This window comes from Leifsonia sp. GW821-FHT13C09, assembly GCF_058806435.1.
This window is the reverse complement of the sequence record NZ_JBXAPS010000001.1, coordinates 1,496,376-1,509,509: the sequence shown is the minus strand read 5'-3', so window position 1 is coordinate 1,509,509 and position 13,134 is coordinate 1,496,376. Positions and strand designations below refer to the sequence as shown.

At 71.8% G+C, this 13,134-nt stretch carries 12 protein-coding genes; 11 read left to right on the top strand and 1 reads right to left on the bottom strand.

What is annotated here, in order from left to right:
• The first annotated feature begins 188 nt into the window (after positions 1-188).
• The 11 genes from AC1ROW_RS07315 to msuE all read left to right on the top strand — a co-directional run bounded on the left by AC1ROW_RS07315 (position 189) and on the right by msuE (position 12,613).
• Positions 189-1,823, top strand: coding sequence for an ABC-F family ATP-binding cassette domain-containing protein (locus AC1ROW_RS07315; protein ID WP_493018170.1), 1,635 nt, complete (start codon positions 189-191; stop codon positions 1,821-1,823).
• Between the two features lie 31 nt (positions 1,824-1,854).
• On the top strand, positions 1,855-2,994 hold the full coding sequence (locus tag AC1ROW_RS07310) for an Rv2578c family radical SAM protein (RefSeq protein WP_493018169.1): 1,140 nt from the start codon (positions 1,855-1,857) through the stop codon (positions 2,992-2,994).
• 151 nt (positions 2,995-3,145) lie between these two features.
• Positions 3,146-4,336 (top strand): sensor histidine kinase, encoded by a 1,191-nt coding sequence (locus tag AC1ROW_RS07305; protein WP_493018168.1) that lies wholly within the window; start codon positions 3,146-3,148, stop codon positions 4,334-4,336.
• Positions 4,333-5,544, top strand: coding sequence for a hypothetical protein (locus AC1ROW_RS07300; RefSeq protein ID WP_493018167.1), 1,212 nt, complete (start codon positions 4,333-4,335; stop codon positions 5,542-5,544). The genes AC1ROW_RS07305 and AC1ROW_RS07300 overlap by 4 nt, the downstream gene beginning before the upstream one ends.
• Complete coding sequence (locus AC1ROW_RS07295; RefSeq protein ID WP_493018166.1) at positions 5,541-6,227, top strand: response regulator transcription factor; 687 nt, start codon at positions 5,541-5,543, stop codon at positions 6,225-6,227. Before AC1ROW_RS07300 ends, AC1ROW_RS07295 begins: the two co-directional genes overlap by 4 nt.
• Positions 6,228-6,255: 28 nt before the next feature.
• Positions 6,256-6,930, top strand: coding sequence for a thymidine kinase (locus tag AC1ROW_RS07290; protein ID WP_493018165.1), 675 nt, complete (start codon positions 6,256-6,258; stop codon positions 6,928-6,930).
• Positions 6,930-8,237 (top strand): UDP-glucose dehydrogenase family protein, encoded by a 1,308-nt coding sequence (locus AC1ROW_RS07285; protein WP_493018164.1) that lies wholly within the window; start codon positions 6,930-6,932, stop codon positions 8,235-8,237. The genes AC1ROW_RS07290 and AC1ROW_RS07285 overlap by 1 nt, the downstream gene beginning before the upstream one ends.
• A gap of 104 nt (positions 8,238-8,341) precedes the next feature.
• A complete protein-coding gene (locus AC1ROW_RS07280) occupies positions 8,342-10,186 on the top strand; it encodes a DUF4012 domain-containing protein (RefSeq protein WP_493018163.1) in 1,845 nt (614 codons plus the stop codon).
• A 49-nt stretch (positions 10,187-10,235) separates the two neighbouring features.
• On the top strand, positions 10,236-10,778 hold the full coding sequence (locus tag AC1ROW_RS07275) for a hypothetical protein (protein WP_493018162.1): 543 nt from the start codon (positions 10,236-10,238) through the stop codon (positions 10,776-10,778).
• A gap of 57 nt (positions 10,779-10,835) precedes the next feature.
• Positions 10,836-11,852 carry an LLM class flavin-dependent oxidoreductase gene (locus tag AC1ROW_RS07270; protein WP_493018161.1) on the top strand — a complete coding sequence of 339 codons (1,017 nt, stop codon included), beginning with the start codon at positions 10,836-10,838 and terminating at the stop codon, positions 11,850-11,852.
• A gap of 167 nt (positions 11,853-12,019) precedes the next feature.
• The gene (msuE, locus tag AC1ROW_RS07265) at positions 12,020-12,613 is read left to right on the top strand and encodes an FMN reductase (RefSeq protein WP_493018160.1); all 594 of its coding nucleotides are present in this window, start codon (positions 12,020-12,022) and stop codon (positions 12,611-12,613) included.
• Positions 12,614-12,648: 35 nt separating this feature from the next.
• Here the strand turns inward: msuE and AC1ROW_RS07260 are convergent, their stop codons facing one another.
• Positions 12,649-13,128 (bottom strand): hypothetical protein, encoded by a 480-nt coding sequence (locus tag AC1ROW_RS07260; RefSeq protein WP_493018159.1) that lies wholly within the window; start codon positions 13,126-13,128, stop codon positions 12,649-12,651.
• Positions 13,129-13,134: the final 6 nt, after the last annotated feature.

The window sequence follows — 13,134 nt, the reverse complement described above, 5'->3', positions numbered from 1 at the left end:
CTGTTATGGTCGTCCACGCTATGAAGTAGAACCTCTTCTCGTCCCGCGCCCGAGGCGCCGTTGTACGAGCGGCCCCAGAGGTCATGCGCCGCCTGGTCATCCAGCACCGGGCGCTCCGGCGCACTCGCGACGGAAGTCCGCCCGGCGGGAGCCTGCTCCGTGATGGAGCGCCCGGAAGGTGGTTCGCATTGCCAACTCTCACTCTCACTCCACTGCGCGCCGACGGTGTCTCCGTCAGCTACGGTGACCGACGCGCGCTCACGGACGTCTCCCTCACTGTGGCCCCAGGTGCGCGCCTCGGCCTGATCGGCGAGAACGGCGCGGGCAAGTCCACGCTGCTGCGGGTGCTCGCCGGGGCCGAGACCCCGGACTCCGGGGTCGTCTCGCGGCCGAAGCGGGTCGGTTTCCTCTGGCAGGAGGTCCGCTTCCGGCCCGACGACACGTTCGCCACGCTGATCGAGGACGCCCTCGCCGACGTCCGCGCCATCGAGCGCGAGCTGGAGGCCGCCGCGGCGGCGCTCGCAGGCGACGACCCCGCTGCGCACGCGCGGTACGACGCCGCCCTCGCGGCGGCGGAGCTCGCCGAGGTGTGGTCGATCGACGCGCGTCGGGACGCCCTCCTCGACGGCCTCGGGGTCGGCGCCATCCCGCTGGGCCGGCGGCTGGACGAGGTGTCCGGCGGCCAGCGCAGCCGGTTCGCGCTGGCCGCGCTGCTGCTCGGCCGGCCGGAGGCGCTGCTGCTCGACGAGCCGACGAACCACCTGGACGACGCGGCGGCGGCGTTCCTGGAGTCGCAGCTCCTCGGCTGGCACGGTCCGGTGCTCTTCGCGAGTCACGACCGCGCGTTCCTCGACTCGGCGGCGACCGGCCTGCTCGACCTGGACCCCACACGCTCCGGCACGACGGTGTTCGGCGGCGGTTACAGCGCGTACCTCGCCGAGAAGGCGGCGGAGCGGCACCGCTGGGAGAAGCAGTACGCGGACGAGCAGGCCGAGCTGAAGGAGCTCAAGCATGCGGTCGACGTGACCGCGCGCTCGATCGCCTGGTCGGGCAAGGTGCGCGACAACGACAAGTTCGTGAAGTCGTACAAGGGCAACACCCTGGACCGGCAGATCAGCCGGCGCGTGCGCAACGCGGACGGCCGGCTGGACGAACTCACCCGCACGCAGGTGCGCAAGCCGCCGAAGCCGCTCGGCTTCTCCGGGATCCCGGCCGGCTTCCAGGCCGTGAGCGACGAGGGCGGGTCGCTGCTGCAGGCGGACGACCTCCACGTGCCGGGTCGGCTGACGCTCGACCGGTTCGCGATCGACGCGCAGTCGCGCGTGCTGGTCACCGGCGCGAACGGCGCGGGCAAGTCGACGCTGCTCTCGGTGCTCGCCGGGCGGATCGTGCCGCTCGTCGGCACGGTGCACCGCCGCCGCGGCCTGCGTGTGGAGCTCTTGGAGCAGGACGTGCGCTTCGCGGACCCGACGCAGACGCCGCGGCGGATCTACGAGCTGGCGCTGGGCGAGCGGCGCGCGGAGGCGGTCCCGCTCGCCGGGCTCAGCCTGATCGCGCCGCGCGACCTCGACCGCGAGGTCGGCACGCTGTCCGTCGGGCAGCAGCGCCGGCTCGCGCTGGCGCTCATCATGGCCCGGCCGCCGCACGTGTTCCTGCTCGACGAGCCGACGAACCACCTCTCGCTCACCCTCGCGACCGAACTGGAGGCCGCCCTCGGCGGGTACCCCGGCGCGGTCGTGGTGGCGAGCCACGACCGGTGGCTGCGCGAGCGCTGGTCGGGGGAGGTGGTGTCGCTGCGGAGCGCCACACTGCGGGAGACTTGACGGGCATTCGAACATATGTTCGAATAGCCCTATGAGGTGGAGCGGGCAGGAACTGGCGGTGGAGACGCCGTCGGCCCTGCCCGGTCTCGCCCGGCTGAACAACCTGGTGCGGTCGGTGCGCACGCCGGAGTTCGCGAACATCACCTTCCACGAGATTCTCGCCAAGTCGGCGCTCAACAAGATCCCGGGCGGCGGAGGGCCGATGCCGTTCGGCTGGACGATCAACCCCTACCGCGGCTGCTCGCACGCCTGCGTGTACTGCTTCGCCCGGCCGACGCACAGCTACCTGGAGCTCGACCAGGGCAAGGACTTCGACCAGGAGATCATCGTCAAGGTCAACGTGGCCGACGTGCTGCGCAAAGAGCTGACGAAGCCGAGCTGGGGCCACCACCCGGTCGCGCTCGGCACCAACACCGACCCGTATCAGCGGGCGGAGGGTCGCTACGCGCTGATGCCCGGCATCATCGACGCGCTGGCCGACTCTGGCACGCCGTTCAGCATCCTCACCAAGGGGTCGCTGCTGCGGCGCGACCTGGACCGGCTGGCGGAGGCGGCGACGCGGGTTCCGGTCGACCTGGCGATGTCGATCGCGGTCTACGACGACGAGCTGCAGCAGTCGGTCGAGCCGGGAACGCCCACGACCAAAGCGCGGCTGGCGACCGTGACCGCCGTCCGCGAGCACGGCCTCGACTGCTCGGTGTTCCTGATGCCGATCCTCCCGTACCTCACCGACACGCGGGCGCATCTGGACGAGGCGCTGCGCCAAGCCAAGGAGGCCGGAGCGACCAGCGTGCTCTACACCGCGCTGCACCTGAAGCCCGGGGTCAAGGAGTGGTACTACCTGTGGCTGGGGCGTGAGCACCCGGAGCTACTGCCGAAGTACCGCAGCATGTACGGCCGCGGCACGTACGCGCCCAAGGAGTACCGCGCCTGGCTGGCGACCCGGATCAAGCCGCTCATCCGGGCGCACCGGCTCGAGCGCGGTCAGGAGGATCCGCTGACCGGCGGCGTGCGGTCGTCGGCGCTCGGGATGCTGCGCGACGGGCAGGGGGAACGGCGCACGGTGGAGCGGCGCACGGTGGAGCGGCCTTCCCTGGAACGGGTCGCGCCGGAGGAGGTCGCGCCCGAGTCGGCTCTGGTGACGCTCGGGGTGCAGCCGACCCTGTTCTGAGGGCACGCACCCCACGGGGTACAACACGCCGACGGCGCCCGGGGTACACAGCGGGCGGGAACGCTGCCATAATCCCCCCTGGGAGGCCGCCGATGCGTGGTCTGCCACCGGCGCCCTCACCGTCGGTCCCCTCTCGCGCCGAAGGAGTCCGGTGTCGCTCGGCCTTCCCAGCCACCTCTCCAGGGCGGCGAACTCCCGAGCGTTGGCGACCGCGGCGCGCTGGACCGCGGTGGTCTGCTTGGAGCTGGCCGCCGTCAACGTCGCCGTCTCGACGATCGGCGGTACCACAGGCGCGGCCTCCTGGCTCAGCGCCCTCGTCCTGCTGCCCATGATCGCGCTGCTCGTCCTGCTGGCGCGGGGGCGGACCGTCCTGCTCACCGTCGTCTACCTGCTCGTGGGCGCGGTCTGCACCTACTTCTACATCTACCTGCTCTTCGCCAGCACCCCGGAGTACCGGGACACCGACCTGCTCGTCGTCGCCCTCCCCGTCGTCGCACTGACCCTGGTCGGTGGCACAGGCGTCGGCTCCCTCGCCGGCGTGCTGTGGGCCACGGTCGGATTCGCGGTCGCCGAGACCGCCGTGTTCTTCGGGGCGACCGCGGCCGGGCGAGACTTCCAGCCCGACGCGATCTCGCTGAGCGCCTACCTGCTGCTAGTCGGCGTGCTCACGTTCGACGGGCTCACCCGCGGCTCGCGCTCGCGCACGCAGGGCGCGATCCACCGCGCCGTCCGCGACGCCCGGCTCGTCGAACTGCGGCGCGAGCTGCTGGCGGAGTCCACGGCCGACCTCCACGACACCGTGCTCAGCGAACTGCTCGCCGTGGCGGCGACGGAGCCGGGGGAACTGCCTGCGCGGCTCCGGCAGCGCATCGAATCCGACCTCCACCGGCTCGGCGCCGCGGGCCTGCCCGCCGACGACCACGCGCCAGCCGACGAGGACCCCTGGTACGACAGCGAACTGCGCCGGGCCATCGAGGACGCCCGCGACGAAGGCCTCGCCATCGATGTCTCCGGCGAGCGGGAGGCCGTCGCGCGGCTGACCCCCGACGCCCGGCGTGCCGTCGGCCTCGCCGTCCGCCAGTGCCTGGTCAACGTGCTGCGCCACTCCGGCAGCGCGACCGCCGAGGTCGCGTTCTCCCACGGCGAGACCTCCGTGTCGGTCATGGTCGTCGACGGTGGTCGCGGCTTCGCCGCGGCCGGCGCGCCCGGCGGCGACCGCTTGGGCCTGCGCCAGTCGGTGCACGAACGCATCAGCAAGGTCGGCGGCACCGTCACCGTCTACTCCGCCGAGGACGTGGGGACGACGGTGATCATGACACTCCCGGTCGCGGAGGCCGCATGAACGAGGTGCTCTCCGAGACGATCGTCCACTACCGGTCGCTGCCCGTCGAACGCACGCCGCAACGGCTGGACCCGCTCGGGGTCCAGTCGGCGTGGCTCCTGATGCCGCTGCTCGGCGGCGTCGCCGTGACCTACGCGGTGTTCTCCACGCTGCTGCATCACGCCCAGCTGCGCAGCCCCGCCCTTGCGGTGTGGGCCATCGTCGTCCTCCTCGTCGCCGTCATCGTCGCGTCCATCCGCACGCACCCGGGGCTCGCGCCGCTCGGGCTCTGGTCGCACCTGGCGATTATCGGCGTCGCGGTCGTCGGAGCGTGCCTGTTCGACGCCGCGGTCTGGGGCCACAACCAGCGCATCCAGGACGACTGGGGGCAGATCGCGGTCGCCCTGCTGGTGATGGCGATGCCGCTCTACCGGCCGGTCGCCGAAGTGCTCACGGTGGCCGCGCTCGCCGCACTGGTGCTGGGTGCGCTGGCGGCGGCGCAGGGGGCGTCGCTGGTCATCTCCAACCATCCGCTCGTGTATGCGATGGTGGCCGCGACACCGGTGCTCGCGCTGGCCTCCGGCGGCGCGGGCTACGCGTGGACCATGACCGGCGAGACGCTCCGCTGGCGGGAGGTCGCCCGGGCGGGTCAGCTCCGGCTCGACGCCGAGCTGCGGCAGGTCGCCGCGCGGATGATCGCGCAGGAGCGGACCACCGCGCTCAACGCGGAAGCGGTCCCCTTCCTCACCGCGCTGGCCGCCCGCGGTATCGTCACCGAGGAGGACAGGCGGCAGGCGCGCCGCATCGCCGAGCACCTCCGAGCGGCCGCCGTCGAAGCGCTCGAACGGAGCTGGCTGGCCGAGACCGTCGCGCTCGCCCTCTCCCGCCGGGGCGCCGTCGCGGAAGCGGCCAGGGCCTCCCGCGTGCACGACCCCGACCGGCTCGAACAGGTGCTGAGCGAGGAGCAGCGCGCGATCGTCGGCGCGCTCATCGGAACCATCGCCACCCTCCCCGGGCTGGACGCGGACAGCCTGGCGGTGTCGGTGACGCAGCCCGGCGCGCCGGTCTTCCGGCTCACCGCCCGGGTGGACGAGCCGAGGCGCTCGCTCCGCTCCGAGCTCGTCCCGTTCCTCAGTGCGCTGCAGTCGGTGTCCATGGTGGCGTCGATGCGCGTTCGAGCGGGCGGGCTCACCGTCCGATTCGCCTATCCTGAGAGGCGAGCACCATGAGCACCAACACAGAACATCCCGGGTCCACCGCGGCCCCCATCCGGCTCGCCATCCTCGACGACCATGAGATCCTCCTCGACAGCCTCGCCGCGTGGATCGAGCGGAACGCCCCCGACTTCGACCTCGTCGTCCGGGCGGGGAGCTGGCTGGAGCTGGTCCACAGCGATGCCTTCCCCACCGACCTGGTCATCATGGATCTCCAGCTTCGCGAGTCCGTGTCGATCGGCGCGCGCGTGCGCACCTGTCGCGCGGCCGGCGCCAAGGTGGTCGTGCTGAGCGCCGTGGACACCCAGGAGGACCGCGACGCCGCGCTCGCGGCAGGTGCGGTCGCCTACGTCACGAAGACCCAGCCGATGGCCGAGCTGATCGCTGCGGCGCTCGCGGCCATGGGCCGTTCCGGCGCAGCGGGGGAGACGGAGCCGGCCCCGGCCCCGGCCTGGCGGCCCCGTCCGTCCGTTCCGGAGGCCTCCCGGCCGAAGCTCAGCGACGGCGAGCGGCAGGCTCTGGTGCTCTACGCCGACGGCCGGACGACTTCGGAAGTGGCCCGCGCGATGAACGTCCAGTACGAGACCGCGAAGACGTATCTGCGCCGGGTGCGCGAGAAGTACGGCAAGGTCGGCAGGCCGACCAGCTCCCGCGCGGACCTCATCCGCCGCGCCGCGGAGGACGGCTACCTCACCTGACCCTCCGCCGCCCGCATAGGATTGCTCCGTGGCAAAACTGTATTTCCGCTACGGCGCGATGAACAGCGGCAAGAGCACCGCCATGCTGCAGGCGGCGTACAACTACGAGGAGCGCGGGCACCGGGTGCTGCTCGCCAAGCCGGCGATCGACACCAAGGGTGACATGGGCATCCTGTCGCGGCTCGGCGTGACCCGGCAGGTCGACTTCCTCATCGCGCCGGAGACGGATGCGTACGGACGCTTCCAGCAGCACCGCGAGCGTACCGTGAAGCGCTTCGGCCGCGACGTCAGCGCACTGCTCGTGGACGAGGCGCAGTTCCTCACCGAGGCGCAGATCGACGACCTGCTGCGGATCGCGCTGCTCGACGACGTGCCCGTGCTCGCCTACGGCATCCGCACCGACTTCCAGACGGTCGCCTTCCCCGGCAGCCGGCGCCTCCTGGAGGTCGCCCACAGCCTCGAAGAGCTCAAGACCATCTGCCGCTGCGGACGCAAGGCGATCTTCAACGCGCGCAAGATCGACGGCGTCTTCGTCTTCGACGGCGACCAGGTCGCCATCGACGGCGCCTCGGTCAGCTACGAGGCGCTCTGCGGCAACTGCTACCTCGACGAGAGCCAGGGCGTGCTGAACAACGGCCGCCGGCACTGGCCCGTGACCTCGCCCACTGCCTACGACAGCGAACCGGACCCGGACTTCACCTGATGCGCATCTCCGTCATCGGCGTCGGCTACCTCGGAGCCGTCCACGCCGCAGCCATGGCCGACCTCGGCCACACCGTCGTCGGCGTCGACGTGGACGAGGCGAAGATCGCCGCCCTGTCCGAGGCGCGCGCGCCGTTCTTCGAGCCCGGCCTTCCGGAGGTGCTGGCCTCGGCCACCGCCAGCGGACGGCTGCGGTTCACGACCGACTTCGCCGCGGTCGCCGACGCCGACGTGCACTTCGTCGCCGTCGGGACGCCGCAGTCGGCGGAGGGGGACGCAGCGGACCTGAGGTTCGTGGACGCCGCTTTCGGGTCCCTGCTCGAGCACGTGAAGCCCGGCGACGTGATCGTGGGCAAGAGCACCGTCCCGGTCGGGACGGCCTCCCGTCTGGCGGAGCTCGTGGCCGAACGCGTGCCCGGCGCGACGCTCGCCTGGAACCCGGAGTTCCTGCGCGAGGGTTTCGCCGTCAAGGACACGGTCAGCCCTGACCGGCTCGTCTACGGCGTCCCGGAGGGCGAGGAGGGCGCACGTGCCGCGCGCATCCTCGACGAGGTGTATGCCGCCGCCGTGGCGAACAACACGCCGGTGATCGTCACCGACTATGCCACTGCGGAGCTGGTGAAGGTCGCGGCGAACGCGTTCCTGGCGACGAAGATCTCCTTCATCAACGCGATGGCGGAGATCGCGGAGGCCACCGGCGCGGACGTGACCCAGCTCGCGGACGCGATCGGTCACGACGCCCGCATCGGGCGGCGCTTCCTCAACGCCGGCGTCGGCTTCGGCGGCGGCTGCCTGCCCAAGGACATCCGCGCCTTCAGCGCCCGCGCCCGCGAGCTCGGCCGTGGTGACTCGGTGCGGTTCCTCGACGAGGTCGACAAGATCAATCTGCGGCGCCGGCAGCGCGTCGTCGAACTGGTGCGCGAGGAGGCCGGCGGCCTCGATGGCGTGCGCGTCGCCGTGCTCGGCCTGGCGTTCAAGCCGCACTCCGACGACATCCGCGACTCGCCCGCTCTGGACATCGCGATCCGCCTCGCCGACGGCGGGGCGATCGTCACGGCGACCGATCCGGAGGCCAACGCGAACGCACGCCGCCGGGCCCCCAACCTCACCTATGTGGAGTCGGCGTCCGAGGCGGCCGCGGGCGCGGACATCGTGGTGCTGATCACCGAGTGGCCCGAGTTCACCGGGCTCGATCCCGAGGAGCTGGGCACGCTCGTCTCCCATCGCCGGATCATCGACGGCCGCAACGCGCTCGACGCCGAGCGGTGGCGCTCGGCGGGCTGGCGGTTCCGCGGTCTGGGTCGGTAGCAACACTCAGTCAGCGGCGCACCGACGGCCGGCGGCCTCCTCGCCCTCGTTCGGGGGGTTCCTCACCCCTGGGGTAAAAAGTGAGGATTTGTTATCTTTGGGTCATGTCGAACGGACTCGCGGAGGACGACGCGCCTCCGGTTCGCGGCGAGGAAGGACGGCGCCGCCGTCCCGTCGTCGTCGCCGTGCTGACCGTCGTCCTCATCCTGCTCCTCGGCGCCGGCTGGATCGGCTGGCGCGCCTACCTCGCTCGCCAGGAGCTGAAGGCCGCGCTGTTCGACGTCGACGCGGCACGTTCGGCGGTGGAGTCGGGCGACACGGCCAAGGCCACGGCGATCGCGACCGACCTCGCGCGGCACGCGCGCACCGCCGCCGACCTCACCAGCGACCCGGTCTGGCGCGCCGGGGAGACCGTGCCGTGGCTCGGCGGCGACCTCGCGGCGTTCCGCGCCGTCGCCGCCGCCACGGAGACGTTGGCGACCCGCGTCGTCCAGCCGCTCGTGACCGTCGCGAACTCCGTCGACCCGCGCAGACTCACGCTGTCCCACGGCCGCGTCGACCTCGCGCCGCTGGTCGCGGCCGCGCCGATCGTCGAGAAGGCCGAGTCCGGATTCGTCGCCGCGCAGCGCCAGGTCGACGCGATCGACGAGAGGCGGCTGATCGACCCGGTGAACCGCGCGGTCACCCGCATGCGGACGATGCTCGACACGGCCGGCGGGCAGCTGGAGGCGGTCGCGAACACCGCGCGCCTCCTGCCGGGGATGCTCGGTCAGGACGGCCCCCGCACCTACCTCATTGTGGCCCAGAACCCGGCCGAGCTGCGCGCGACCGGCGGCCTCATCGGCTCCGTCACCGAGGTCAGGACCGATCGCGGCGTCATCACCCTGACCGCGCAGTCGCCGGCCTTCGGTCCGTGGCCCGAGCCGGTCGCTCCCGTGCCCGCCACGACGACGGCGCTGTTCGGCACGGTGGTCGGCCGCTACCTCCAGGACGCCAACGTGACGCCCGACTTCCCGCTCGCCGCTCGGACGACGGCAGCGATGTGGGTCCACGACCACGGCGGCGTCGTCGACGGCGTCGTCGCCCTCGACCCCGTCGTGCTCAGCGGCCTCCTGCGCGCCACGGGACCGGTCTCCCTGCCGACGGGCGACACGCTCACGGCCGACAATGCGGTGAGCCTGCTGCTCAGCGAGGTCTACCGCCACTATGCGCACCCCGCGGACCAGGACGCGTTCTTCGCGTCGGCGGCGGCCGCGGTCTTCGCGCGGGTCGCCGAGGGGGGTGTGAGCGGGTCCGCCCTCGTCGGCGTGCTCGCCGACGCGGGATCCTCCGACCGGGTGCGGATCTGGAGTTCGCGCCCGGCCGAGCAGACCGTCCTCGCGACCACCGCTCTGGCGGGGGGTCTTCCGGTCTCCACCCCAGACACCGCGGCGCTCGGCGTGTATTTCAACGACGCGACGGGCGGAAAGATGGACTACTACCTCGCCGACTCGGTGGCGGCGGGAGCGAAGGTCTGCCGGGCCGACGGCCGCGTGACCTCTCTGGTCGAGGTGACCCTGACCAACCGGGCGCCGGCGGACGCGGCGACCACACTGTCGACCTACGTCACCGGTGGCGAGCTCTTCGGCGTTCCGCGCGGCTCGATCCTGACCAGGGTCGCCTTCTACGGTCCGCAGCGGGGACTGCTGGCCGGCGTGCGCAGCGGCGGCACGAGCATGTCCTCCGTCGCAGGGAGCGACGGCGGGCGCCCGGTGGCCGTGGTGGAGGTCGAGCTGAAGCCGGGCGAGTCGCGGACGGTCGCGGTCGAGTTCCTCGGCACCGTGCAGAAGCGTCCGGGGGTGAGCGTGGCGGTGACGCCCACCCTGAACGGCGACGGCACGACCCCCGTTATGGGGTCACCGAAGCCGGTGGCCGCCATCGCGGTCCCGTGCGGCGCGGGTGTAAAGTGAGAATTAATCAGTAACACCTCGTGCGTCGGCAGAGGGGAACGTGAGCCTGATGTTGAAGAGGATCCTGGCGGCTGCGGCCGTCACCGCGGGTCTGTTGCTCGCCGCGCCTGCCGCGGCCGACGCGGACGTCTACACCAGCGGCGCTCCCTGCAGCGTCGACGTGAGCACCATCCAGGCGGGGGGCACCGCGACCGTCACGTGCATCCCGGGCACCTGGGCTCCCAGCGAGCTCGTCACCTGGACCGGGACCGGCTTCAACGGGGCGAACATCCACATGGCGAGTTCCGTCACCTTCAGCAAGCACGCCAACGCCGACGGGAGCGACATCCTCCACGTGACGCTGCCGTCGACCGCGGACGGTGTCTACACCATCACCGGGGTCGGGTCGGAGAGCGGCCACGTCTGCTCGGTCTCGATCACCGTGCTCCCCGCCGACACGACGGCGTCGACCATCAGCAGTTCGGGCTCCGGCCTTGCTGACACCGGCTCGGTGATCGCCGCGTGGTCCCTCTGGGTCGGCGGTGGCCTCCTGGTCGTCGGTGTCGTGGCGGTCGCGGTGGCGGCATGGCTGCGCAAGGTGCGGTCGTCCTGACTGGACCGCGCGTCGGCCGGCCGGAATGAGCGGAGGGGCCCGGCGGTTGCCCTCCCTGTGACCTCCACCAGCATCCCCCTCAACGTCCTCGACCTCGCCAGCCGGCCGGCAGGCGGCAGCAACGCCGACGCGGTGGCCGGGACCGTCCGCCTCGCACAGCAGGCGGAGCGTCTGGGCTACCGGCGGTTCTGGGTGGCGGAGCACCACGGGATGCCGGCGATCGCCTCCAGCGCGCCGGCCGTCCTCATCGCGGGCGTCGCCGCCGCGACCGAGCGCATCCGGGTCGGTTCGGGCGGGGTGATGCTCCCCAATCACGCGCCGCTCGTCGTCGCCGAGCAGTTCGGCACCCTCCGCGCCCTGTACGGCGACCGCATCGACCTCGGCATCGGCCGGGCGCCCGGCACCGACGGCGCGACCGCCATGGCCTTGCGCCGCAGCGCGGAGGGCCTCGGCGTGGACGACTTCCCGCAGCAGCTCCTCGACCTGTTCGGCTTCTTCTACGGCGGGATGAGCGACGCGAACCCGCTGCACGGCATCACCGCCGTGCCCGGGCTGGGCGACGCCCCGCAGGTCTGGCTGCTCGGCTCCAGCGGCTACAGCGCCCAGGTCGCCGCGGCCCTCGGCCTGCCGTTCGCGTTCGCCCACCACTTCGCCGGCGAGAACACCGAGGCCGCCCTGGACCTCTACCGGTCGCGCTTCGAGCCGGGGGAGCAGCTGGCCGAGCCGCACGCCATGATCGCGGTGAACGTGGTGTCGGACGACGACCCGGAGCAGGTGCGGGCCCTGTCGCTGCCCGGCCAACTCTCGTTCCTGCGGATGCGCCGCGGCCTCAAGCCCCAGCCGGTGAGCGTCGAGGAGGCGCTCGCCTACGAGTTCAGCCCGGCCGAGGAGGAGTTCATCGCCGCCCGCAACGCGCGGCAGGCGATCGGGACGCCGGACCACGTGAAGGCGCGCCTGGACGCGCTGATCGCCTCCACAGGCGTGGACGAGCTGATGATCTCCTCCGGCGCCGCGACCGTGGAGGGGCGCATCCGCTCGCTGGAGATCGTCGCGGAGCTGTACCCGGCGGCCTGACGGGCCGTGTCCTGCCGTGTAGGGCCGTGACGGGCCGTGTGACGGGCAGTGTCGCGGCGGCGTGCCGGACTCCATGACGGACCATGACGCCCGCAAGGGCGTTGCGTGAGGCCCCGGGGTAGCGTTGGGCGCATTCCCGGCCCCACCCAGCGAAGGCGGTATCCCGCATGGCACACGCACCCCACGTCGTCGGCGTGAGCGGCAGCCCGACCGCGCCCTCCCGCACGACGGTCCTCGTCGACGAGGTCGCCCGCTCGTTCGCCGAGGCGACGGGTGGGACCTCCACGACCATCGAGCTCGCGCCCCTGCTGGCCGAGCTGGGCGCCGCCCCGTTCCGCGGCGGCCTGAGCCCGCGGGTGCAGGAGGCCCTGGAGACGGTGGAGAAGGCCGACGTCATCGTGGTCGGCTCACCGGCCTACCGCGCCACCTACACGGGCCTGTTCAAACTGTTCTTCGACCACATCGGCCAGTACGCACTGGTCGACAAGCCGATCGTCCTCACCGCGACCGGAGGCAGCGACCGCCACGCGCTGCTGGTGGAGCACCAGATGCGCCCGCTGTTCGGCTTCTTCCAGTCGCTGACGCTCCCGCTGGGCATCTACGCGAGCGAGATCGACTTCACGGACTACGCGATCTCCTCCGACGACCTCCGCGAACGCATCAACACGACGGTGTCGCGCACCCTCCCGCTGATCCGCTCGCACATCGACCCGGAGTCGCTGTACGCGACGGTGGACTTCGCGCGGCCGGATGCGTTCTGAGGCATAGTTCCTTCGTGCTCGCCGACTCCGGCAGCTCAGCTACAGATCGATCGCGCAACAAGGTAGTTGACCGTCAACCAACCAGCTGGAACGACGATGATCACCAGGCTTGACGCAATAAGTCGCGCGCGCACTGGCGTGCGTACACGCAGTGAGAGGACAGCGACCGCCCCGAGCCCCTGAACGACGGGTATCGCCGTCGGGGAGTTGAGGAACCGATCGTCCGACAGTCCGAACGCGTAGGAAATGAGCGCGACGACGCCGACCCAGAGGGTGTAACCAATCACCACCATCAGCGTTGTGACACCGATGAAGCCCCGAGTGGGGACGCGAGCCACGATGTGCGCAGTCGCGCTGGCCAGCATCAACATCGAGAACAACGCCACCCGCCCCCATCCGATCGTAGGATCGTCGACGACGCAGCCCTGGTAGTACCTGGTCTGTTCGAAGATCTCGCGAGCATTCAGGTCGAGCAAGTTGCACCACGAAACGGCAAATGCCGTCGCGACAAGCATTCTGGC

Excerpts from the sequence above, each read along its gene's own strand:
- AC1ROW_RS07310 (WP_493018169.1), top strand. The coding sequence starts at position 1,855 with ATGAGGTGGAGCGGGCAGGAACTGGCGGTGGAGACGCCGTCGGCCCTG.
- AC1ROW_RS07300 (WP_493018167.1), top strand. The coding sequence starts at position 4,333 with ATGAACGAGGTGCTCTCCGAGACGATCGTCCACTACCGGTCGCTGCCC.
- AC1ROW_RS07295 (WP_493018166.1), top strand. The coding sequence starts at position 5,541 with ATGAGCACCAACACAGAACATCCCGGGTCCACCGCGGCCCCCATCCGG.
- AC1ROW_RS07285 (WP_493018164.1), top strand. The coding sequence starts at position 6,930 with ATGCGCATCTCCGTCATCGGCGTCGGCTACCTCGGAGCCGTCCACGCC.
- AC1ROW_RS07280 (WP_493018163.1), top strand. The coding sequence starts at position 8,342 with ATGTCGAACGGACTCGCGGAGGACGACGCGCCTCCGGTTCGCGGCGAG.
- AC1ROW_RS07275 (WP_493018162.1), top strand. The coding sequence starts at position 10,236 with ATGTTGAAGAGGATCCTGGCGGCTGCGGCCGTCACCGCGGGTCTGTTG.
- msuE (WP_493018160.1), top strand. The coding sequence starts at position 12,020 with ATGGCACACGCACCCCACGTCGTCGGCGTGAGCGGCAGCCCGACCGCG.
- AC1ROW_RS07260 (WP_493018159.1), bottom strand. The coding sequence starts at position 13,128 with ATGCTTGTCGCGACGGCATTTGCCGTTTCGTGGTGCAACTTGCTCGAC.